Origin of the sequence: Schinkia azotoformans (genome assembly GCF_035811335.1) — a bacterium.
Taxonomy (GTDB): domain Bacteria; phylum Bacillota; class Bacilli; order Bacillales; family Bacillaceae_J; genus Schinkia; species Schinkia azotoformans.
This window is the reverse complement of the sequence record NZ_JARSMD010000015.1, coordinates 187,815-212,291: the sequence shown is the minus strand read 5'-3', so window position 1 is coordinate 212,291 and position 24,477 is coordinate 187,815. Positions and strand designations below refer to the sequence as shown.

The following is a 24,477-nucleotide window of genomic DNA, read 5'->3' as shown; positions in this document are numbered from 1 at the left end:
TGGCATAAAAATGCCTGTCCCTACATAAATCTGTAATGTCATAGTAAAAATTGGATTCGAAAGGTGAAGTTGTATTTTGCTTTTTGAATAACCTCTAAATATAGAAGGGGGAGGACGTTCATTGACATTTAATCAAACATCTTCTATACGATTTTCAGTAGAAGAATCTGTATGGTTTAAAAAAGGACAGGAAGTATCTGATTTAATTGGTATATCGTTAGAACCTGAAATTTCTGTACAAGAACATGACAAATATATATCCATACGTGGTGCATTAGTACTTTCTGGAGAATATCGTGCACAAACTCGTGATGGTGAGGACGAAATTAATTCACTTCGGGATTCCGCCATCTACAGAACTGTCGACGAAGTTAGCGAAAATGGTGATGGAAATCTCGCTATGAAGCACCGCTTCCCAATTGATATTACGATCCCGACTAATCGTATCCGTAGCCTTGAGGAAGTATATGTACTTGTGGAATCCTTTGATTACGAAATTCCCGAAACCGGCAGGCTTGAGCTAAAGGCGGACCTGTGCATTAGTGGGATTGCAAATGAGAGAGAACAAGAGCAACAGAGTGTTTATGAACCACAAGAGGTCCGTGAAGCTGTACAGGAAATTTCGAGATTTAGTGAAATTCCAGTGGCGCAGGATATACGGGGAGAGTTAGGTATTCAACCGGATCAAGAGGTTCAAGCAGATCAATCGGTTGATGATGACGAGGAGGCGATAGAGGCTCGCCAGGCTTCTTTGAATGTACAGCTGGAAATTCCTCAGCCGCCCTCTTTAATCGAAGCTGTAACAACCAATGACGGACTCGGAAGTGCCTTTAGACAAAGTGTATTTGATACTTTTAAAAAGTCACAGGTAGAAAGCGAAAAAGAAGAAGAGGATACTTTTCCATCGTTTACTACAGAAGTTCGAAAACAAGAGGACGAAAATGAGGCTGCTGATTTAGAAAATGCTGCTGAGGCAACAGAGGCACCGCCAGCCGCAGAAAGAGCAGAGGTTAATTTAACGCTTGTTTCCAAAGGAGTGCCAAATCAGAGCGAAGTCGTGGATGTTGATCAAGTGGATGAATTTGAGTTAGCAGAGCGACCAATTGTGGCCGAAGCAAACACGGAAGATGTTGTGGATGCAGATGCAGTTGCTGAAGCTGCCGTTGAAGAAACGGCCATCCCAGTGAATATTGTAGCAAAGAGGTCTCCGCAAATTGGTATGAAAGGTCGTTCGGAGCAACAAGAACAAGGCTGGAATCCAAAAAGCCTATATGGAACACCGCAAGCAACCTATAATACTTCCGGAGCAAGAGAAAATGTTGCAGAGGCAGTTGAAAATGAAACAGTAAAGCCACAACGTTCAATGAGAACAGAAAATGCCTTATATTTAACAAAAATGCTTTCTTCCGATGGTGAAGAGGATTTTTCAAAATTAAGGCTCCGCATTGTCCAAAATGGCGAGACATTAGGAACAATTGCTAAAACCTATGATATTTCTACAACTCAAATAATCCGCTTGAACGGGTTGGATGATGAAATTGTAAAAGAAGGGCAAATTCTCTATATCCCTGCCTATGCTGGAGTTGAAAAATAATGGGCTTCCATATGGGAGCCCTTATTTTTACTTTATGAAATAGGCTTTGTGCTTCGTTAAGCACTTGTTTTTCTAATCATCATGGAGTTCCGTGAGGTGATTTTTATTGAAACAACAAACACTTGAACCATATTTTAGAATATTAACAAAGTATAGGTTGGAACCTGATTTTATCGAGGATTATGGGAAGATCAAAAAAGTATACACAAAACAAGGAATTTTTGCATTAAAAGAAGTCAGATACTCGGAAGAGCAGCGAAATCGATTTATGCAAGCCGTTAATCGTTTGCATGACAAGGGCTACCGCCATGTTGTTCCAATTTATTTAAGTTCCGATGGCAGGCATTTACAAAGTGATAATAGCAGTGGCTGCGAATTTTATCTAATGCCATGGATTGATAATGGGCAAGTACGAGCGGATCAACGGTTTGTGGATTTAATGAGGGAAGCAGCTCGAATCCATAAAGTTACCGAGGTAACAGGGAAAGCAAATCACTCTTATTTTCAGCATTTTTATGAAAAATCTATTGCAAATATCGATAAGCGCAAACTTGATTATGAACGATTTATTGAAAAAAGTGAGCAGAAAATATATATGTCTCCTTTTGAATTATTGTATTGCACGCATTTTGTTCAATTAATGCGAATGGAGGATTTTGTATTAAATACCTTAGTGGACTGGTATGAAGCAACAAAAGAGAAAAACAAAGACCGCATATCTATTTGTCATGGCAATTTATCTCCTAACCATTTACTCTACGATGAAAGAGGGTACAGCTATCTTTTCAACTTTGACCGAACATTTAGGGCATCTCCCATATACGATCTGCTTGATTTCTTTAGAAAGGCGCTATACCGCTATCCGCAAAAAGCGGCTGAAGCCGTAGGATGGTATAAGGAATACAGCCAAAACCACCAACTTACAGACGATGAAAGATTATTATTATTTTACTATTTAACTCAAACAGATAACATTCACAGAATCATTCATCAATACCAAACAGACCCATCCATCTCAGAGAAAAACATTGTTGTTAAACTGCAACGATCAATCTGGCAAATGCAAGCCGCCCACACATTAGTCACACAAATAAATGAAGGCATTCAACAGGAAAAGAACGAGGCTTTATTTGCGGAAGATAACGGGGGTGGCGGTGAAAGCAGTGAAAGCTTTGTTGGTAGCGAAAATAATGGAGGAACTGAAAACAATTATTAGTAAAAATAGCGAAGCAGTGTTTACGAAGAAAACTATGACAGCATCTTCTCTAACACAGCAAAAAGGGCTGACCCCGAAATTCATAGGGCCAGCCCTTTTCATATCCACTCCAAGTAAAAGGCAACTAATGTTAAAATCAATATAGAAAGCAAAATGACATCAAAAGTCGTTGGGAGAAAAAGAGTTCGAATTGCTTGGAAAATAACAAGTGGCAACATAATCTGTTCCAACACTAAAAGAAAATGACGACACCAAGGAGGAAGACGAAATCGATAAAATCTACTCATGGGAACGATCTCCTTTCTAAGTTGTTGAATGAAAGGTCGTAAAATTGTGTAGTAGTATTTATTATATGAACAAATTTGGAAATTGTGTTGTTTCATTGGTCAAATTTTTAAATATGATTAGAAGATAAAATGCGGCCAATCTGGCGTGTCCAGAGCAGGTCCTGTCCGCAAAATGATGATAACTATCTAACTGCTCTATTAAACTCTATCGGTACTATATAATGCCCGGGCTTTCCATAGCCTTCATATTCAAAATTGTTTGCGAGAATTCTACGGATAGTTCTTATTGACTTATTCCCCTTACACCACTCATAAATCCTATTCGTCGTAATCTTTTCATCCGGGAACAGCCATCGAAACTCCTCAATGCTTCTCAAAATTGCTGCAGAGGGAGCCTCCTCAAATCCACATTTACACTTTAAGGTTACATCTACAAATGTTCGGCAATGTGGGCAATATATGCCTTTTTCAAGTTGATCATATTCATAGTTGGGCAGTCGTTTATAGGGGGATTGAAAGGTTTGTTTTGAAACTAATGTTTCTGCAAGTTTTGAATGCTTCCCATTTAATTTGGATGGTGTCCGATTGAGCTTGTCTAAAAATCGGCTGAGTTGTGATGGGAAAATAATTGATTGATTAATTGGAGCATGGTATAAGTGGAAATTAGGATTGATGAATATTAGGTAAGATTCGATGTGCATGTTATAGCCATTGTTTTGGAGAAGTTGCTTAAGCAGGATTTCGCTTCGTTCCAGTTGATGCAATGGATTCCTAATAGTAGACCCTGATAGTGTGAGCCATTTGTCGCCTTCAAGATAATAGTCGCCTTCAAAATTTTTGACCTCGAATTGAAACAGTGTTCCTTGAGATATAAGCGTTGAGTCGATTTGAAATACGGTGTTATTAACCTCAAAAAGCAAATCATTTAAAAGTAAACCATCAATTAATATATCCTCAGACCATATATCAAATTGCTGTTCACCTTTAAATCCCTTCTCAAGGTTCTCGTAACGTCTTAAATCATCAATTGGAAACTCCATCCTCGAATATAAAAATCTAAGGAGTTTTAATTCATCAGAAACAAAGCGTGGTTTAATGAATTTCATGAAAACCCTCCATAACAAAAATATAAGATTATGTTAATTTTATGCAATTAACAGAACCTTTACAAGAAAAAATTCCACCAAACGACAACTTTTTCCTCCAACTTAGTATTAAAAAAGAAAAATATTGGGGATAATGTTGACGATTTGAATTTTTTAAAGTTAATATATATTAAGTGAACTGAAAAAAAGCGGGTCAGATGTGAAAACACGATATCGGTTTTATGAAGTTAGACTCAGACACTATGTTAGTTATAACAAAGTAATGGTCCATTCACATATAAGGTCGTCCCGCCATATTAATAAGTAAGTTAATTAAATTCAATTCAATGAAATGCAATGATAGGGAAGAGTACTTCGTGAACCCTTCAGAGAGAGAGGTCAATTTGCTGGGAGATCTCTTAGGATGTAGCGCGGGAAGGTAGCCCTTGAGCAGCTTTTCTGAACAAAACGTAAACTAACGTGGGAAGTATGTGTGGAGCTTCTTAATTTGCTAAACTATTCTGCAAAAATTTACTTGCCCAATCAAAACGTAAGTAGGAAAAGCCGGCCACAGTCCGTTATCTGTTTGAGCGCATTGATATTTTTTTGCATGGGTATGCGGGTATGTATCGCATAATCAAATAGCCATAACAAAAATATCAATGAAAAAAGGTGGTACCGCGAAGAATAGCTTCTTTCGTCCTTTTATATGGACGAAGGGAGTTTTTTTATTTTTTTGAAAAAAAAATACATAATTAAATTCCCAACCAAATCAGGAGGTACAAAGGAATGACTAATCAAGAGATCAATTTACCTACAAAATATGATCCGCAAGCTGTTGAAGAAAATCGTTATGAATGGTGGCTGCAAGGAAAGTTTTTCGAAGCTGATCCAAGCTCAGGAAAAGAGCCGTATACAATCGTTATTCCACCACCAAATGTAACAGGTAAACTACATCTTGGTCATGCGTGGGACACAACGCTCCAAGATATTTTAACAAGAATGAAGCGGATGCAGGGCTATGATGTTTTATGGCTACCAGGGATGGACCATGCTGGCATTGCGACTCAAGCAAAGGTTGAAGGTAAACTTCGTGAGGAAGGTAAGTCACGTTATGACCTTGGCCGTGAGAAGTTTCTAGAAAAATCTTGGGAATGGAAAGAGGAGTATGCAAATTTCATCCGTACCCAATGGTCTAAACTTGGCCTTGGCCTTGATTATAGCCGTGAGCGCTTTACGTTAGATGAAGGTCTTTCAAAAGCGGTTCGCGAGGTGTTTGTAAAGCTTTATGAAAAAGGTCTCATTTACCGCGGTGAGTATATTATTAACTGGGACCCACAGACGAAAACAGCTTTATCTGACATCGAGGTTATTTACAAAGATGTTCAGGGTGCTTTTTATCATATGAATTATCCATTAGCAGATGGCTCAGGTTCCATTGAAGTTGCGACAACACGTCCAGAAACAATGCTTGGCGACACGGCTGTTGCTGTTCATCCTAAGGATGAAAGATATCAACATTTAATTGGTAAGACGGTAAAACTCCCTATCGTTGGCCGTGAAATTCCAATAGTTGCTGATGATTATGTTGATATGGAATTTGGTTCAGGGGCGGTAAAAATTACGCCTGCCCATGATCCAAATGACTTTGAACTAGGAAATCGTCATAATCTTGAACGTGTTTTAGTTATGAATGAAGATGGAACGATGAATGAAAATGCAGGCATTTACCAAGGCATGGACCGTTTTGCTTGCCGCAAACAAATCGTGAAAGATCTTCAAGACCAAGGTATTCTATTCAAAATCGAAGATCATTTACATTCAGTTGGTCATTCAGAGCGCAGTGGGGCCGTTGTTGAGCCGTATCTTTCAACACAATGGTTTGTAAAAATGCAGCCACTTGCTGACGCAGCAATTGAACTACAACAAAAGTCCGGTGAAAAAGTAAACTTTGTTCCTGAAAGATTTGAAAAAACATACTTACATTGGCTAGAAAACATCAGAGATTGGTGTATTTCTCGTCAATTATGGTGGGGTCACCGCATCCCGGCTTGGTACCATAAAGAGACAGGCGAAATTTATGTTGGTCACGAGGCACCAGCTGATGCGGAAAATTGGAATCAGGATGAGGACGTTCTAGATACATGGTTTAGTTCTGCACTATGGCCGTTTTCAACATTAGGCTGGCCGGATGAAAACGCTGAAGATTTCAAGCGTTATTACCCAACAGATTGCTTAGTAACAGGCTATGATATCATTTTCTTCTGGGTATCAAGAATGATTTTCCAAGGACTTGAATTTACAGAAAAACGCCCGTTCAAAGATGTTCTTATTCATGGCCTTGTTCGTGATGCAGAAGGTCGTAAGATGAGTAAGTCCCTTGGCAACGGTGTAGACCCTATGGATGTCATTGAAAAATACGGTGCGGATTCACTCCGTTATTTCCTATCAACTGGTACTTCACCAGGTCAGGATTTACGTTTTGTTTGGGAAAAAGTTGAATCAACATGGAACTTTGCCAATAAGATTTGGAACGCATCCCGGTTTGCCCTCATGAATATGAATGGCATTAAATATGAAGAGCTTGACCTGAGCGGTGAAAAATCAGTTGCAGATAAGTGGATTTTAACTCGTTTAAATGAAACAATCGAAACAGTAACGAAAATGGCTGATAAATACGAGTTCGGTGAGGTTGGTCGTGTTCTCTATAACTTCATTTGGGATGATCTATGTGACTGGTATATCGAAATGGCGAAGCTTCCATTGTATGGTGAAGACGAAGCAGCGAAGAAGACAACTCGTTCTGTATTAGCTTATGTTCTTGATAATACAATGCGCTTACTACACCCATTCATGCCATTTATTACCGAGGAAATTTGGCAAGCACTTCCACATGAAGGCGAGTCTATTACGGTAGCAAAATGGCCAGAGGTACGTGCTGACTTAACAGATAATGCAGCTGCCGAAGAAATGAAACTATTGGTAGACATTATCCGTTCAGTACGTAATATCCGTGCGGAAGTTAATACACCAATGAGTAAGCAAATCAAGCTAAATATCAAAGCGAAAAACGATGATATTTTAGCAAGCTTAGAAAGAAATCGTCATTACTTAGTACGATTCTGTAACCCAAGTGAATTAACAATCGCAACTGAACTATCAACAGATGAAAAAGCAATGACAGCAGTAGTGACAGGTGCAGAATTATCGCTACCACTAGAAGGCTTAATTAATATTGATGAAGAAATTGCCCGTCTGCAAAAAGAATTAGAAAAACTAAATGCAGAAGTAGACCGTGTTCAAAAGAAATTAAGCAATGAAAAATTTGTAGGAAAAGCTCCAGCCAATGTTGTTGAAGAAGAACGTAAAAAAGAACAAGATTACCTTGAAAAACGTGCAGTAGTGGAAGCGCGCATTCAGGAATTAAGAGGCTAAAGACAGACTCTGACCCCAAAATAGAGGAACTAAAAAGCAAATCTCAAAAATTATCATGAGATTTGCTTTTTATTCTTTTTCAGAATTATAAAGATCCTTAAAAAATTGAATTCTCCCGTCGGACTTAGGCTAAGGTATGGTATTAGCTTTTTAAATGCGGTCTATATACATTCCCATGATTTTGCTATAATAGAGGTAAATCGTGGGAGTTGATGCAATGTCTAAGGAACGCATTAATCATGACGGTCTATTTAAAGAACTGCTTAATAACTTTTTTGAAGAGTTTATGATTTTATTTTTTCCTGAAGCATGTGAAGAAATTGATTTCAATCATACAGTATTTTTATCACAAGAATTAATTCGAGATATTTTTAAAGGTGAAAAGAAAGTTGTGGATTTGTTGATTGAAACAAAGCTTAAAGGTAAAGATGGGTTTATTCTTGTGCACATTGAATCCCAATCCTATGAGCAAATAGACTTTAACGAACGAATGTTTTATTATTTTACTCGGCTTTATGACGAACATCGTAAACAAATTTTGCCTATTGCTATTTTCGGTTATGATAAACTTAAAAATGAGCCAAACACATTTTCAATAGGATTTCCTTTTCTTGAAGTCCTTAATTTTCAATTTTTGAAGGTTGAATTAAAATCCCAGAACTGGCGAGAATATTTAAAACAAGATAATCCAGTAGCAGCAGCACTTTTAAGTAAAATGGGGTATTCCGATGAAGAACGTGTCCAAGTCAAAAAAGAATTCTTAAGAATGTTAGTTCGCTTGGAATTAGACCCAGTGAGAACGGAATTAATTGCTGGCTTTTTTGAAACATACTTAAAATTAACCTCAGACGAAGAAAAACAACTATATGATGAAATAAAATCTTTAGGACGTGAAGAGGAGGAAAAGGTTATGCAAATCACAACTTCATGGCATGAGAAAGGCAGAGAGGAAGGAGTTAAAAAAGGGATTGAGGTAGGTAAAGAAGAAGGGATAAAAGAAGGCATAAAGGTGGGAAAAAAGGAAGGAAAAAAAGAAGCCTTGATTGAAGTAGCCCAAAGTATGCTGAAGGATGGCTATACAGTTGAACAAATTGAAAGATTAACAAAACTTAGCAAGGAAACGATTAAAAATCTAATTCATTAATATTAAAATTCTAATTTAATTTGGAAGGATGAAAAAACTTGATAATTTCTCATCCAGATCGAAAATTCAAACCGAAGTATGTATATTATTTCCATGTTGAAAATGGTCTTGCTGCCTATGATAGTGAAGAAAAATCGGAGGTTGGCTCTGTTATTATTGTTGATGGGATTGGAACATATTCTATTAAAATTACTCGTATTTGGACATCTGAAGAAAAAGAATTTATTGAATATGAATCTTTCAAGACTATTGTTTGTAGACCGAAATTTTTACCTTTAGAGGAAATTCAAAGGACCATTAAATACCCAAAAACGTCATATTTTGAAAAAGGCAAAGAAGAAGGGTTAAGAGAAGTGAAAAAAGAAGTTGCTCGTAATTTAATTAACGAAGGGATTGATTTGGAAAGAATCGCTAAAATAACTCAATTGTCAATAGATGAATTAGAAAAAGTTCAACAGCAATTAAAACATTAAACAATCAGTCTGCATAAAAAATAAAAAGCAAATCTCAAAATTACATGAGATTTGCTTTTTTAATTTTTTTCGGAGTTATTAAGTTCCATTAAATAATTTTCATATTCTTGTTTGTTCTTTTCAAGATACTGAACGAGATCGCCAATTCGATCAATGGAGTTCCAACTTAAATGATGTTCAATGCCTTCAACATCATTATAAATATTCTCCTTTTTTACCCCGATTAACTCTAAAAATTGTTCCAACAATTCGTGGCGTAATAATAATCGTTGACCAATTTTTTTTCCTTTCGGCGTGAGTACAATACCTCGGTATTTTTCATATATAAGGTAGTCGTCTTTGTCTAACTTTTGTACCATTTTAGTTACGGAAGATGGTTGAACAGATAAATTTTCGGCAATATCTGATACCCTTGCATAACCTTTTTGGTCAATTAATAAATAAATTTGTTCAAGATAGTCTTCCATACTAGGTGTAGGCATTTCGATACCATCCTTAAAAATTTTCAGTGTACCTATAATTATAAAGGAAGATAAAAGGTCTTACAACAAATTATAGGAAAGCGACTATCCAATTATCATATCCAACCAAGTGCCCTTACTACTGTTGCGATTAAAAAGGTTATAAGAACGGCAACCATGGTTGGAATAAGAAAGGAGAGAAAGGTCCATTTCTTACTTTTTGTTTCTTTGTAAATATTAAACAAAGTTGTTCCACAAGGATAATGCAGTAGAGAAAACAGCATCATGTTTAGGGCTGTTAACCAAGTCCAGCCTTGGTTAACAAAAATCAGCTTAACCTCTGCCAAACTATCAATTTCAAGTAAAGCCCCTTGGGATAAATATCCCATTAAAAGAATCGGAACAACAATTTCGTTAGCAGGCAATCCTAGAATAAAAGCAGTCAAAATAAATCCATCCAAACCTAACATTCTCGCGAAAGGGTCTAGAAAACCAACAAAATGGATGAGAATGGAGCTATCCCCAATAGTAATGTTTGCTAAAATCCATGTAAGGATGGAAGCTGGGGCAGCAACGATAACCGCTCTTTTTAAAACATACCATGACTTATCAAGACTTGAGCGCACAACGGTGTTCCAAATTTTTGGACGACGATAAGGGGGGAGTTCTAATGTATAGTGGGAAGGTACCCCTCTTAACAATGTTTTAGATAAAAACCACGATACAAATAAGGTTACAGCAATTCCGAATAAGACCAGAACCATTACTGTTGCAGCTGTAACAATGGTAGCCATTCCACCGCTAAAGGTGGCCGCCATATATAAGGATGCAATCAAGATTAACGTTGGCCAGCGACCGTTACATGGTACGAAATTATTCGTTAGAATCGCCAGCATTCTCTCCCTTGGTGACTCGATAATTCTTGTTGACATAATTGCGGCCGCATTACAGCCAAACCCCATTGCCATTGTCAGACCCTGTTTTCCATGTGCGCCGACCCCTTTAAAAAGGCGGTCAAGATTAAAAGCAACCCGGGGCAAATAGCCATAATTCTCAAGCAAGGCAAACAGCGGGAAAAATATAGCCATTGGTGGGAGCATCACGCTTACGACCCATCCGGTTCCTCTGAAGAAACCTAGAACTAATACTCCATGTAGCCAGCTGGGTGCATGGATCGCAATAAAAAATTGAGTTATGTGCTGTTCCACCCAAGCAAATCCGGAAGCAATTAGACTTGATGGAACATTTGCTCCAGCAATTGTAATCCAGAATACGATGCCAAGCATGAAAAACATAATAGGAAATCCCCATATAGGTGAGGTCAGAACAGCATCAATTTTTTCTGTTTTCCATTTTTCTTTGTCTTTATATGTCACGACATTTTTGCATATCGTTGAACTTTCCTTATAAATATTTTCAACAATTTCATCTCGTATTTCTTCATTTACCAATGTAGAAGCAAATTTTGCAACATCAGCTAATGAAGAATTTGGTAACGGTAATTGTGCACCCATGTTCTCACATCCTTTTATTCAAGCTTTCTACTAATCCTCTATCCCCATCTAAAAGCCTCAGTGCAATCCAGCGAGAGGGGAAGCGATTGCCAACTATTTTTTCAACAATCGGTTCTAATTCATCAATTTTCTTTTCTAGTTCTGGAGAATAATTGATTTTGTATTTTTTTGTAGTTATGTTTCCATGGACTAGGTCGTGGATTGTTTTAAATAAATGGTCAAAGCCCAGCTTGTTTCTTGCCGAAATTTTTACAACAGGTACATTTAGTTGTTCAGACAACCGCCCGCTATCTATTGTAATTCCCTTTTTTTCCGCCTCATCTATTAAATTAACGCAGACAATCACCTTTTCTGTCATTTCTAGTACTTGAAGGGCAAGATTTAAATTCCGTTCCAAAGCTGTTCCATCTACAACAACGAGGGTTACATCAGGGGTTTCAAAAAGAATATAATCTCTGGCAACCTCTTCATCAACTGAGTTGGAATATAAGGAATAGGTTCCTGGCAGGTCAATGATTTTGAATGTGTCATCCAAATATTCGAATGCCCCTTCCGCCAGTTCAACGGTTTTTCCGGCCCAATTGCCTGTATGCTGTTTTAAGCCGGTTAGTGCATTAAAAAGGGTGCTCTTTCCAGTATTGGGGTTACCGGCCAAGGCAATTTTAAATGTACTCATCATGTGCGCTCCTTTACAAAGATTTTGGAACTTTCTTCTTTTCGCAAAGCAATCGTTGTGTTATTAACTCGATAAGCTGCGGGATCACCCAATGGGCTTTTTTGCAAAACTTCGATAAGTGCTCCTTTTACAAACCCTAAATCTAATAAACGACGGCGCATCACACCTTTGATGGACATGCTTTCTATTACAACGTTATCACCAATTTCACATTGACAAAGTGGTATGGAATTTTCAATCATATTATTTACCCTCACTAAAAATAGTTATATAGACGCCAAAAAGTTTCCTTAAGGAAAATTTTATTTTATTTTATGCAAATTTCAATAAAAAGTAAACTATTTTGTTTCAAAAAATTATGTAAGCCACTCACGTTGACAATAAGAAAGAGTTATTCTTACAATTATTGTAGGTATATACTGTAAGTATGGTAGGAGGATTAACTAATGAACAATGAATTTAACGAAGCACTTCACTGGCTAAACAGTCGTACTACATTTGGGATCAAACCAGGCTTAGAGCGGATGAATTTCATGCTTGAGCAGTTGGGTCATCCAGAAAGACGCTTAAAAACTGTTCATGTTGCCGGTACAAATGGCAAGGGCTCAACTGTAAGTTTCATGTGTCATATTTTACAAGAAGCAGGCTATATTGTAGGTACCTTTACTTCACCTTATATTGAGAGCTTCAATGAGAGAATTAGTGTTGATGGAATACCGATTTCCGATGAGGATTTTGTGGAGATAGTAAAAAAAATAAAGCCAATCGTTGAAAAATGCGAAGCAACGGAATACGGTGTCCCAACGGAATTTGAAGTATTAACTGTGATTGCACTTGAGTATTTTGCTAAAGTTGCAGTTCCATACATTTCACTTATCGAAACTGGTCTTGGAGGCCGATTAGACTCAACAAATGTAATCACCCCACTCGTTTCAGTGATTACAAATATCGGACAAGATCATATGAATATCCTTGGCAACACAGTAGAGGAAATCACAAAAGAAAAGGCTGGAATCATTAAGTCAGGTTTCCCAGTTGTAACGGCAGTTGAACAACCTGAAGCGGAGGAAATCATTGCTGATGTGGCTAAATCCAAAAACTCTAAGCTATACAGATTAGGCAAAGAATTTAAAACTATCGATACAGCCCTACATAATGGCAATGAAGTATTTACGTTTCAATCGCTATTTAATAGGCTCGAAAACCTAGAAATTACAATGAAAGGCGAGCATCAAGTGAAAAATGTTGCAACTGCCTTGATGGCGATTGAATACTTAAAACAATATTTTGCCTTTGTTATTGATGAAGAGCATATTAGAACTGGTCTTTTAAAAACAACGTGGAAAGGACGTTTCGAAAAAGTCTCAGACAAGCCGCTTACCTTTATTGATGGCGCCCATAATCCTGAAGGTATTGATACATTGTGCAAGACAATCCAAAGATATTATTCGGACAAAAAAGTTCACATCATTTTTAGTGCACTTAAGGACAAACCTTTAAAAGAAATGATTGGCAAATTGGATGCTATTGCAGATAAAATCACTTTTACTCAATTTGAATTCGCTCGTTGCACGGAGGCTAGCGAACTATTTGAGCTTTCCTCATCAGCAAATAAGCACGTTAATGTGGATTGGAAGGAAGCAATTGAAAGTGAGAAGCGGGAAATCGGTAGGAGTGAAGAAGAAGTTCTAATTATTACCGGGTCGCTTTATTTTATCTCGGAAGTTCGTAAGCTAGAATGCAGGTAGCAACAGAGAATGTTTGTATAATTCCCAAAAACTGAGATGGGACTTGAAAAGGGGAATCATAGAACCTGTATGATTCCCAAAATCAATATTTTTTATTTTGGTGCATATGTTGGAAGGCGATGATAGTGTAAACATCTTTTTGAGGATTATTTTTAAAAGAAATTATATAGGGTTTTATCTTTACGTAATACCTGTCCTTGTAATTCATCCTTTGTTGATATGTCTGGTAAATCTGTGGATAGAAATTCCTTAACCTTAGCTGTTTCAAAAGAAAGAATAAAAGACCGCCAATGAAAAGCAGTCTTGTCTTTTATTTATATTCAATTTCAAAGGAGTCCTCATCCAATGCCCAACCCAGAAATGGTTCTTCCCCTTTAGATATGTTTGCTAGAGGAGATTGACTAATATAGGAATAAGCCGACGCACAAATTCCACGAGATTTAGTAGCATTGCAATAGCTTGGGTAATTACCTGGCAGGTCACTATTATCCGCAACATAGACTGTCCCTGTTACTTTAATTAACAGTTGGTTACCTTTATTTGTTTTAAAATTTGTCACATCACCAAATATATAAGCGTCACCATTGACGGTTATTTCACCATTTACTGCTCCAGTAATATCTCTAAAATAGGCATCTCCATTTTGAACAAGGATGGATGATTTATTCCCAATCGTAACTTTTCCATTAATATACAAATTACCGGATTGAATTACAATATCACTATCGTTATTGGTTAATTCAAGCCCTCCATTAATATATAGCCCTTTTATTGTGAGATCCGTTTTTTTGTCAACAACACTCGTACCGGATATTAAGATGTTACCTTTATTATTACATAGTTCAAGTCTAGTACAGCTGTTAAAATTGGAAGGCGGATTTGGAAAGATAATATCTTTCCCTATATCGTTTCCGTTGTTTGCTAGACTATGATTATCGATTAAAAAGCTCCCATTGATCACTTTCTTATACCCCATAAAGTCACCTTCACTCGTAAAATGGACCTCGATATGGTTGCAGTTACTTCGATTGATAGTTACATCTTTTATTGTTGATTGATAACTGGATTTCATAGAAGTAGGAATAGCCGGGAAACCATTTAGTTGAATTGAACTACAAAAAAGCCGTGATAGATCATCTATTTTAACTTTGGGATCTTTCAAACGAAAGTCCTTTACCTCATTTTCTGCCTTCTTTATTTGCTGGAGGGAATATTGGTGAAAATATAATATCCCCATTTCGGCCAAATTTGTTGCTTGAATCTGTTTTTGGCTAATCCCCGTTTGTTTAGCAGAATTCAGGACAGCTGCTGATAAAACGGCTGAAAAAATGAGAATAATAACCATGACCAAAAGTACAGTAACAAGGGCAGAACCTCGATTATTATGAAAAATATTCATTACCTCATCCCAGCCTCAATGCGAATAATCCCTGTCTCAATTTCAAAAGGAGTGCTCCCATTCGGAGCCGTTCCCTTAATTTTTACGTTCAAAAGATTCGTATCCGGTGAAACACTAAAAGGATTGCTTTCTGATATCTTCATATTATTGATTTCTACCTCAAAGAAAACATTTCGATTTCCAAGTGTATCCGTCGTACTATTTGGATAGGTTACGATATAAATGTTTTCATTTTTATCGTAGGAAATTGTGTAACTCCTATTTTGCTGATGAATCGTCCGCAGTTGTGTTAGTAATAGGTTTGCTTCCTGCTGAAGAAGCTGCTCGGAAGCAATATTTTTATAGCTATTCATACTATTAATCAATACAGAAGCGGCAATCCCCATTACGATTGTTGAGATGGCAATTGTTACCAACAACTCTACTAACGTTAGACCTCGATTATATTTTTCACGCATATTATAAGGAGCCTTCCAAGTAATGGTAGGTTTCAGTGATGACCGAATCCTTAGGTTCTTCTATCAGAATATGAATTAAATAGAGGGGATAATTTTTATCTTTCCTTAGCTCTAGTTGAAGTTTAAATTGCTCCTCTTTGTTAACGAAATATTGGTTATTGTCAATTCCCAAAATGATTTTCTCTTGTTCAGAAAATGGATCTTCAAACGATTTATTATGTTGAAAGATAGTGTTATTACTTTTAATAATCCCGATAACCTCTTGAGCAAGATTGATTGCCATTAATTGATGATTATTCTTATTTGTAAATAAGGCAGACTGACTAAAAAAAACGAAAAATGATAAAAGAATAACCGATAAAATTACAACTGCCACTAAGACTTCAATTAATGTAAAGCCACTCATGTCTCTTTTATTTAACACATTCATCACATTACCTTTCAGAGAACAGTGTTCTATTTATTATTTGCAACATGATTTAAATAATTCAAAAATCAAAGGATTTTAGTATGGTAATTCACAATATTGTTACAACCTTACAAGTTGTAATTTGTATTTTTTTGTATAATTAAGTCAATAGCAGGATAAATTTTACATTTGGTAAAAATGATCGGTGAAAAAGTGTTTTGAGCAGTATAAGGGAGGGAGAAAGGATGAAAGCTAAGAAATCCATTGCCATATTACTAACATTTCTGTTGTTAGTTATGCAATGCTATCCGTTCAGCGATATTTTTGCTGGAGGTCATGTAGAAGCAGCAGATACATTAGTTGAAGTCAAAGTTTTAACAGATGTAAATGTAAATGCAACACTAAACCCAGGAACAGGGGACCATTATGAACTTGGTTTAAATATGTCTAGTGGTGATGGGCTTCTTGATGTAAAACTTGTGGGTGCAGATGGGGTTGCTATATTTTATGCACCAGATTTAGCTGGGAAGTTATCTGTAGAAGAAAAGGCAAATGTGCGAGTTGAACTTCTTCCAGTTACAATGAATGATTTGCCTACGTTGAATAATTTAGTCGGTCAATTGACTTCAGAACTAAACGGTTTAGTGAATAAATTAGTTGGTGGAATAGAATCAATTCTGAACAACCCTTTAACAGGCTGGCTATTAAATGTACAAGGGCTTACTAAATTGACAACATCACTTACAGCTTTAAATAATTTGAATAAAAGTCTAGAAGACTTAACGGCTTATAATGGTCAAGCAGATGTACAAGTACTTGATAATGGACTATTGATTGTTGATTTTGGTGAAGGTCTAGGGAATCATTTGAATACAGTAGTAAATGATGTTGTGATAGAATTACTTGAAAATGTTGCTGATGCAATTGAAGGAGTAAAAGTTGGTGGGGTAGCAGGCTATCTGCTCTCACCAGTAGTAAACCCAACAATAGGATTGTTAAAAGGATTAGTTACAACTATGATTAATCCACTAATTACTAATCTAACGAATGGAGTTATTGATCTAACGAATGATTTAGTAAAACTCCATGTAATTGGTAATACAACCGTTTCCCTCAATGTATTGTTAGATAAGCCGGCTGGAGTGGTTGGTGAAACAAAGATTTATGGAGCAGTTGCAACTGATGCTCTGATTGATATTACGTTGCTAAGTAAGTTGACTAACTGGGATTCTATATTTATAAATGAAGAAGAAAGTGAAGAGGAAAATGTAGATTATAATTTGGCGTTTAACCAATCCGAATATAAAATTAATGTAAAACAAACCGATATAGATTATGACGGAATAGAAGAAATTTGGTATAAAGACCTATACAATGAACTTAATGTTGTTCCTCTTTCAGGTGAGGATCATATAAAATTGCCTAAAAAAGAGGATTTAGAATTAACTTGGAAAATTAAAGAAGGCAAGCATGTAGCAAAAATTGACGAAACAGGAAAGGTAACAGCCCAAGGAGTTGGAAAAGCAGTTATTGGGGTGACAGCAATAGATAAAAATGATCAAGTAAGAACGGCAACGGCAGAACTATTAGTTAACTTGAAAAATATGGAGTTTTCAAAACCGTTATACGTATACCCAGATGATGGAGACGACATGTTCGAAAAACTAATCATTGAACCAGATGGTTTCAACAAAACCCGAGAAGTATTTGAATGGTCATTGACTAGCGAGGATAGTACAGTGGATAATTTAGCATTAAAAGTAGATGGAAATGGCAAAGTTAAACAGAATGGTGATAAGTGTGGCTTTGTCATATTGAAGGTAAAGCTTAAAGAGACATATGATAGAATTGATGGTATATTAGAAGATTCAAATGACCAAGCGATGACATTAATAAAAATAAATAAAATAGATGGTCCGATAAAAGACCCGGTTAAAGAGTGGTAGACTTATATTGACAAACATGTAATAGCAGGCTGAGAATTTGTTCTCAACCTGCTATTTTTATTTGAATAGGCAATGTCAATCTATTTATCGAATAATGTCAGACTTTGGGTAAACGTTTGTTATATTGTCAATTTTTGGGTGAAAACCAAATAGATATTTTTGTATAATTATATAAAAACAATAAAGAATAATAGTTTTAAATGGGGGTTAATTCAATGAAAGGAAAAAAGGATTTCAGTCTATTGTTAATCAATTTTAATATTCTCTTAATAGCTTTACTAGTTTTAGGACAGGTGTGGTATCCGTTAACGGCCGATGCAGCAACAAGTTCAGCTTCATTAGATGTAAAAGTTGAACCGACAAAACCTGAAGGTTACCTTATTGATCTGAACACCGGAGTTGTGACTGCTGAGATTAATACTGGTATTTTACCCCAAGGGGTGCTAGATAGCGAAACTCGTGTTACTCCGATGGATGTAATTTTTATGGTAGACGTTTCATTATCAATGTCCGGAACGTTTGACCACGAATGGAAGAATGGATGGCTATTTCATGTCGTTAATAAATTAGAAGGGGCCCAAAGAGCCTCTAACAAACTAATAAACCAATTGAAGGAAACAACGATTGATGGTGACCGCTTTGCGATGATTTCATTTCATAACGGGCTCCAAGAAGTCCAGCCATTTAATACTTCAAATCAAAACAAAAATGCAATAAATACACATTTAGATAGTATCAATAACAGAATACAAGGTTTAAAAGTTTCAACAAAATGGTCAAACTTTCAAGCAGCATTAGATAAAGCAAATACAATGTTTGGTGATAGCAAAAATGTTAAATATATTATCTTTTTTACGGACGGATTGCCCAATGCCGGAGTACAGACCGTCCAGAGAAATATAGATGGAATGTATGAACCGAAATGGTGTATAAATTGTAAAAAGGAATATGTAAAACAAGATTATACAACAATCACAAATCATTTATTGGGGCATAGTCCATTCTTACACCGTTCAGAATTTTGGTATAACGGTAAAGAGTATAAGTACTCTTATAAGTACAATGTCTACGATTTAGCAGCTTTTGATGCAGTTAGTTCTTTAGCATCCAAAAATATAAAATTATATTCAATTGGTTTAGGCAAGTGGATGGACTTCGATAAAGAGATATTGTCGGAGTTCTCAAAGGCTACAGGGGCCAATTCCTATAATCCACAAACGCTAGATCAATTGACATCTCAATTAAGTCATATTAGTGAAACGATTAACGAAGCGGCAATGAAAGAAATCCAACTTAAGATTAATTTGAAGGATGTTTCAACTCCTGATGGCGGCCACATCGGAATACCAGATGATTCTAGTGCAACTGAAACGAAAGATGGGCATTACGCTTTAGTCAGTATACCAGATATTAAATATAAAGCTGGAGAGGGAACCCCTAGTGAATTAAATAAGTTGTTTACAATGGAATTTGATAAAGCGGGAGAATATACATTCCATGATGTGAAATTAACTTATACGGATTTAGCTGGACGAAAACAATCCATTGATGCTCCGTTTACAATAAAAGTAATAGACAATGAAAGCTTTGGTTTGAAGTTCAAAAATCCGCCATATGCGATTAATGTTTATAAAAATCCTAGTAATCTTACACTTGATTTAAATAGTGAAGTGGAGGTTGTACCACCAGTTGGTTTAGAAATTGAAGAAATCGAAATGCCGACCGACTTTACGTGGACCTCCTCCAACGAAAAAATAGCAGTAGTAAACGAAGGTATTGTTACTGCGAAAGGTGTAGGGACAACAAAGATTACAGTCGAGGCAAAAGATAAAAAAGGCAATATCGTTAAGGCGGAAACGCTAGTTAAGGTTAATCTAGAAGGAATTTCATTTGGAAAGACAATCTATGAATATACCCCTGGTTCAACCAAAAATATGTTTAATGAGCTAAAAGTCAAACCTAATGGTTTTAATATTTCACCGGATGTCCTTACATGGACAGTTACTGGCGAGAATTCTATTATAACCGTAGATGACTTTGGTAATATTGAACAAAGAGGATTAGATAGTGGTTTTGTGGTTTTAACCGCAGAACTTAAAGATGAGTATAAAATTGACGGTGATCCCGTTACACCTCATGATAAAGCAACGACATTAATAAAAATCAATAAAACAGATAATGCAATTGGCGGGCCGCTTCAGGAGTGGTAAAAATCACCTGATAAAAAGGTATCTGAGGTTAATCGTGGCTTCAGATACCTTTTTTGTTGCAATATGATTCATTACTTAGAATTTCCTAGATTTCACTAAAAGGTTAGAATTTTGATATATCCAAAATTTTGTAATAAAATTTACATAATAAATTAATATAAATATATACCATTTTTGAAAAATATTATATTATTTAGTAGTAGAGTGTATTTTTGGGCTTATTTAATAGTGTATAAGGAACGTTAAATTATAGCTTGGAGGGATAAATTAATGATGACTAGAAACCTATTACCTTTATTACTTGTCTTTCTTTTAGTTTTTGGCGGCTTAGGAAGTTCATTTGCACAAGCAGCCCAAAAAGCCAGCCTTGATTTCGAAGTTAAGCCATCACAGACAAGCGGCTATATTATTGATCCAGAAACAGAAGTTGCAGTAGTTGATATTAATGCGAATATTATTCCAAAAGGTGTAGCGGGGGACGCTACCCGAAAAACACCAATTGATGTTGTATTTGTTTTTGATACATCAGGGTCAATGGTGTTGAATATGAAAGACCGCAGTTCTGATAAAGATAAATTTAAAAAAGCTAAAGATGCTGCAAAAAGTGCAATTGATAAATTCAAAGAATCATCGATTAATGGTGATAGGTTCGCTTTTGTACCATTTGCAATAGAAGTTGGTAGTGTTAAACAGTTTAATAGCAATACCTCAAAGTCGGCTATAGAAACACAATTAAATTCAATAAAATCATCTATAGATACACTGAAAGCAGAGGGCGGAACGAATTATTATGCAGCCTTATTAAAGGCAAATGAACTTTTTGGAAGTTCGAGCAATCCGAAATACGTCATATTTTTAACCGATGGTCGTCCAGACACATATGAAAACTACTCAAGTGCAAAAATAAGTGGTGAGTTTCCAAAAATGGAAAGAACTACGAAAGAAGTTAAGGTAAAAGAATGCTTCTTATTATGGTGTGATTGGAAGATCAAGACTCAAACTGAGGAAAAATGGTCGAGTAAAAAATATCCTGTAAACGGTATAAATGTTTCATTAAGTAGGAATAAGACCAATGGGGAAATAACATTTAATTATAATAGTGACAAATATTTATTTGGAAATGGTGACATTGACTACGCATATGCAAGGATAGCTGCTTCCAATTTGGCATCAAAAGGTGCTAAATTATATTCTGTAGGTTTTGGTTCAGATGGTGATGTCGATATGGGCTTCCTTAACGAACTTTCAAATCTTACAGGTGCTTTCGCTATTAAAGGTGAAAAATCTAATATAATCTCCATCTTTGATAGTATTACCAATACGATCATTAAACAATCAATCAGGGATATTAAAGTAAAAGTAAATATCAAGGACCCAAGTTTTCCTGGTAATGTATCTTTAAATGGGGGTGCTGTCATTGATGAGACAACCCCAAATTATGCAGTACTCAATTTCGATGATATCCAATATGAAGCGGATAAGACGCCAAGTCCATCAGGGGCAAAATCGTTTTCATTAAATATTGATGAACCAGGAACTTACACATTTAGTGATGTGAAACTTATTTACACCGATTTATCCAATGAAACAAAAACAATTGAAGGTGCACCTTTTACAGTAACCGTATTGAATAATAAAAGCGTTGGAATGAAGTTTAATGCGGATAAGTATGAGATTGATGTTGACTCTGATCCTGCGCCTACCATTGATTTTACAACTGAAGTTGTCCCTGAAACCGAGGAAGGTGAACTTCCGGAGAATATAGTATGGACTTCTACCAATAGAAATGTAGCTACAATCAATAATGGGAAATTAACACCTACTGGGGTAGGGGATACACAAATTAAAATCACAGCAGTGGATGAAGATGGGAATCCAATCCAAGCCACAACGATGATAAAGGTTAACGTAGTGATTGAAGGAATTGAATTTGATGCCCCAAGTTATCAATATAATGGTCCAATGGATATGCTTGAAAAAGATAATGAAAAAATTAAATTAATTCAATCAGCAGATAAAAAATTCAAGCTGCCTAACCCTCGAAATGTATTACAATGGGGACCGGCAGACAACGATATAATAAAGATTGAAGATGGAAATGTTACTCGAAAAGGGGATGCTTCTGGATTTCAAATAATAACAGCTAAACTTAAAGATCCAGATCCAATCAACGATTATTATAAGATTAAACCATCTGCAAAAAAGGAAGCAAGTGCTTTAATAAAAGTAAATGGAAGCAGTAAGGTAATAAAAGAACCAAAAGAACAATGGTAAGTGAAAAGAAGAGGCTCCAGGTGGGGCCTCTTCTTTCTTAATGAATCACTTGGTTGTCTACAATCACTTGCAGTCGATTTACTCGAGGAAGGGAACTAAGTTGATCGGTTATGACTCGGTTGTCGTATTCTACATAGAAACGCGAGCGTAGACCTTCGTATGAATTATAGTTAGCAAATTTTACGACATCGATTGATTCTGTTGATGGAAATTTATACCGAATTGCATTTATTATTAGTTGTTCACGGGCAAATATGCCACCTTCAATTTGAAACAGTGATCCGACCCCATAAAGGGTAGCGGTCTTATTAGTGTAGAAAACCCCTTTTAAATTTGGTGGCGTATTAATAATATTAACAAGACTTTTGTCGTCTAATGCAGCATTATCATATTCGTTCACCCTTACAATCTTTAAATCACCATTACTAATGACAACAAGCTGCTTTCCATCTGCACCATAAATATTAACGTTATCAATAGTTGTGTTACCACGCACATAAATTGTTGCATCGAATTTTAGAATTTCACTTTTGTCATCATTCTCTGCATCAGTACTTCTAATGTACAAGTCACCATTTACGAGAATATTTCCTTTAATAACAGGCGCTGTTGATAACTCTTCACTACCATTTATTTCGAGCGAACCATTAACTACGAGCCACCCTTTTTCACGATTATCTGGATTTTTTAATAGTAAATTATTATCACCACCTATTTTAAGTATATTTGGCATTGGAGTTTTATCTTCGTCTTTATTTTTAATATAAGTATTTAGTAGTCTCCGTTCAGTACTAATTTCATTCTCCGGATCAAATCTATCAATATTGGTAAAAAATATTGTGTTTGTAGTATCCTTTACGTCAGTATCAAAAAGTTTTGCTTTATAAACATTGTATGTTTCAAGCATTGATTCCTCAATTAAATAAACAGGTTTCGTGCCATCTTTATTTTTGCAAGTGAATTTCGGATTATTGTATCTCCCATCATGAGGTGTGACTGTACTTGTAATCTTTCCATTTTCTTTTTCGACAGTAGTAAAATCATTCATAAGTTCATCAGGATCGCCTGTTACTATATGATTATTCTCAACCATAGCATCTAAATTTTCTAATGCTTTAAATAGATTATCGTCTGAGCAGTTTAATTCTCCATACAAAGGGTTATTAGCAAGCGAACCATCAGAAAGTATAGGTAGTTTAGGTGCTCCAGATTCTATCCACTTAAGATAAAATGTTTCATCAAAATCCATATCAACAAAATTCGAACCAGTTGATTTTATAGCAGGTATTCCATTGATACCATCGATTTTTTCATCGAATTCACCATCAAAAAAAGGATAAAATACTTTTCCTTCTGGATTGCTAGGCTGATTATCTTTATTAATCTTTTTTGTGTATAAAGTTCCAAAAATACTAGGTCCTTGAAAATCCCCTGTGGGATTTCTAGTATTATTTTTAATGTAGTTCGCTCTACTATTGAGCTCTAATGTCGGTGCAAAAACGTTGCCGATAATGTCTGGTGAGCCGTTAATAATTAGTGCACTATCGCTGCCACGTTTTATGTCCTTATTTTCTTCATCTTTACCGATTACATCATTGATGTTAATGGGTTTATCTGTACCGAACCTCTTTCCATATGCTCCGACAGCATAATTTAAGAAGCTAGGTGTCGGTGATAATATAACATTTTCTGTTATGGTCCTTTTAATAGCAGGATTACCGGAATCTGCACCTGTATTATCAATCTTAATCTCGTAAATACGCAGAAAATTATTTTTTTTAAAATTAATCACATCAGATATACCATATTGCTTATAAATTTCCTCATTATTAATTTCAATGGTAACGCCGGTAAAAGCACTTGCTGTATTGCGAACTGCTGTTTCTACTTGACTTTTATAATCTGTAGACGGTGTCTCTTTTTGTAGTTCCTTTTCATCAATTGTGTTATTCAAATTCTCTTGCAATTTTGCCACTACTTCACTCATCAACACTTTGGTGTTTGCTGTAGTCTCAATTTCCGCTTCTCTAATTTCTGTTCGTTTAACGTTATTTACAGATGCTCCTAAAACTGCTAGGCCAAGTACTGAAAATATTAGTGTAATTAACAGGACAACGAGTAAACTAGAACCCTTTTCATTCATATAAT

Annotated in this window: 19 protein-coding genes and 1 other annotated feature; of the genes, 9 read left to right on the top strand and 10 right to left on the bottom strand. The window is 35.9% G+C overall.

Annotation, left to right across the window (positions count from 1 at the left end):
- Positions 1-121 precede the first annotated feature (121 nt).
- On the top strand, positions 122-1,594 hold the full coding sequence (locus P9E47_RS08570) for a LysM peptidoglycan-binding domain-containing protein (RefSeq protein ID WP_326163144.1): 1,473 nt from the start codon (positions 122-124) through the stop codon (positions 1,592-1,594).
- 106 nt (positions 1,595-1,700) lie between these two features.
- On the top strand, positions 1,701-2,810 hold the full coding sequence (ysxE, locus tag P9E47_RS08565; protein WP_326163142.1) for a spore coat protein YsxE: 1,110 nt from the start codon (positions 1,701-1,703) through the stop codon (positions 2,808-2,810).
- A 98-nt stretch (positions 2,811-2,908) separates the two neighbouring features.
- On the opposite strand, the gene P9E47_RS08560 is transcribed toward ysxE, so the two are convergent.
- Both P9E47_RS08560 and P9E47_RS08555 read right to left on the bottom strand, forming a co-directional pair.
- Positions 2,909-3,097 (bottom strand): hypothetical protein, encoded by a 189-nt coding sequence (locus P9E47_RS08560; RefSeq protein ID WP_081585692.1) that lies wholly within the window; start codon positions 3,095-3,097, stop codon positions 2,909-2,911.
- Positions 3,098-3,279: 182 nt separating this feature from the next.
- Positions 3,280-4,203: a nuclease-related domain-containing protein gene (locus P9E47_RS08555; protein ID WP_326163141.1), complete on the bottom strand. Its 924-nt coding sequence runs from the start codon at positions 4,201-4,203 to the stop codon at positions 3,280-3,282.
- 327 nt (positions 4,204-4,530) lie between these two features.
- Positions 4,531-4,890: a binding site (T-box leader), on the top strand.
- Positions 4,891-4,971: 81 nt separating this feature from the next.
- On the opposite strand from P9E47_RS08555, the gene P9E47_RS08550 reads away from it, so the two are divergent.
- The 3 genes from P9E47_RS08550 to P9E47_RS08540 all read left to right on the top strand — a co-directional run bounded on the left by P9E47_RS08550 (position 4,972) and on the right by P9E47_RS08540 (position 9,234).
- A complete protein-coding gene (locus tag P9E47_RS08550; RefSeq protein ID WP_003331842.1) occupies positions 4,972-7,617 on the top strand; it encodes a valine--tRNA ligase in 2,646 nt (881 codons plus the stop codon).
- A 217-nt stretch (positions 7,618-7,834) separates the two neighbouring features.
- Complete coding sequence (locus P9E47_RS08545) at positions 7,835-8,761, top strand: Rpn family recombination-promoting nuclease/putative transposase (RefSeq protein ID WP_326163140.1); 927 nt, start codon at positions 7,835-7,837, stop codon at positions 8,759-8,761.
- A 38-nt stretch (positions 8,762-8,799) separates the two neighbouring features.
- On the top strand, positions 8,800-9,234 hold the full coding sequence (locus tag P9E47_RS08540; protein WP_326163139.1) for a hypothetical protein: 435 nt from the start codon (positions 8,800-8,802) through the stop codon (positions 9,232-9,234).
- A gap of 59 nt (positions 9,235-9,293) precedes the next feature.
- Here P9E47_RS08540 and mntR read toward each other — a convergent pair whose 3' ends face one another.
- The 4 genes from mntR to P9E47_RS08520 all read right to left on the bottom strand — a co-directional run bounded on the left by mntR (position 9,294) and on the right by P9E47_RS08520 (position 12,127).
- A complete protein-coding gene (mntR, locus tag P9E47_RS08535) occupies positions 9,294-9,716 on the bottom strand; it encodes a transcriptional regulator MntR (RefSeq protein ID WP_003331839.1) in 423 nt (140 codons plus the stop codon).
- Between the two features lie 95 nt (positions 9,717-9,811).
- Complete coding sequence (locus tag P9E47_RS08530; RefSeq protein WP_326163138.1) at positions 9,812-11,209, bottom strand: nucleoside recognition domain-containing protein; 1,398 nt, start codon at positions 11,207-11,209, stop codon at positions 9,812-9,814.
- A 4-nt stretch (positions 11,210-11,213) separates the two neighbouring features.
- Positions 11,214-11,885, bottom strand: a complete 672-nt coding sequence (locus tag P9E47_RS08525; RefSeq protein WP_326163137.1) for a FeoB small GTPase domain-containing protein — start codon at positions 11,883-11,885, stop codon at positions 11,214-11,216.
- Positions 11,885-12,127, bottom strand: coding sequence for a FeoA family protein (locus P9E47_RS08520; protein ID WP_326163135.1), 243 nt, complete (start codon positions 12,125-12,127; stop codon positions 11,885-11,887). Before P9E47_RS08520 ends, P9E47_RS08525 begins: the two co-directional genes overlap by 1 nt.
- A 204-nt stretch (positions 12,128-12,331) precedes the next feature.
- On the opposite strand from P9E47_RS08520, the gene P9E47_RS08515 reads away from it, so the two are divergent.
- A complete protein-coding gene (locus P9E47_RS08515) occupies positions 12,332-13,633 on the top strand; it encodes a bifunctional folylpolyglutamate synthase/dihydrofolate synthase (protein ID WP_326163134.1) in 1,302 nt (433 codons plus the stop codon).
- Positions 13,634-13,943: 310 nt separating this feature from the next.
- Here P9E47_RS08515 and P9E47_RS08510 read toward each other — a convergent pair whose 3' ends face one another.
- The 3 genes from P9E47_RS08510 to P9E47_RS08500 are packed head-to-tail and all read right to left on the bottom strand — an operon-like array spanning position 13,944 to position 15,920.
- The gene (locus P9E47_RS08510; RefSeq protein ID WP_003331834.1) at positions 13,944-15,032 is read right to left on the bottom strand and encodes a hypothetical protein; all 1,089 of its coding nucleotides are present in this window, start codon (positions 15,030-15,032) and stop codon (positions 13,944-13,946) included.
- Positions 15,032-15,490: a PilW family protein gene (locus P9E47_RS08505; protein ID WP_003331832.1), complete on the bottom strand. Its 459-nt coding sequence runs from the start codon at positions 15,488-15,490 to the stop codon at positions 15,032-15,034. The genes P9E47_RS08510 and P9E47_RS08505 overlap by 1 nt, the downstream gene beginning before the upstream one ends.
- Before the next feature lies 1 nt (position 15,491).
- Positions 15,492-15,920, bottom strand: a complete 429-nt coding sequence (locus P9E47_RS08500) for a type IV pilus modification PilV family protein (protein WP_003331831.1) — start codon at positions 15,918-15,920, stop codon at positions 15,492-15,494.
- A 224-nt stretch (positions 15,921-16,144) separates the two neighbouring features.
- Between P9E47_RS08500 and P9E47_RS08495 the strand changes: the two genes are divergently transcribed.
- From P9E47_RS08495 to P9E47_RS08485, 3 genes are all read left to right on the top strand, one after another.
- A complete protein-coding gene (locus P9E47_RS08495) occupies positions 16,145-17,845 on the top strand; it encodes an adhesive domain-containing protein (RefSeq protein WP_003331830.1) in 1,701 nt (566 codons plus the stop codon).
- A gap of 215 nt (positions 17,846-18,060) precedes the next feature.
- Positions 18,061-20,055 carry a VWA domain-containing protein gene (locus P9E47_RS08490; RefSeq protein ID WP_326163132.1) on the top strand — a complete coding sequence of 665 codons (1,995 nt, stop codon included), beginning with the start codon at positions 18,061-18,063 and terminating at the stop codon, positions 20,053-20,055.
- Between the two features lie 270 nt (positions 20,056-20,325).
- Entirely contained in the window at positions 20,326-22,329 is a 2,004-nt protein-coding gene (locus tag P9E47_RS08485; protein WP_003331828.1) for a vWA domain-containing protein, read from the top strand.
- Positions 22,330-22,366: 37 nt separating this feature from the next.
- Here P9E47_RS08485 and P9E47_RS08480 read toward each other — a convergent pair whose 3' ends face one another.
- Positions 22,367-24,472 carry a hypothetical protein gene (locus tag P9E47_RS08480; RefSeq protein WP_003331827.1) on the bottom strand — a complete coding sequence of 702 codons (2,106 nt, stop codon included), beginning with the start codon at positions 24,470-24,472 and terminating at the stop codon, positions 22,367-22,369.
- Positions 24,473-24,477: the final 5 nt, after the last annotated feature.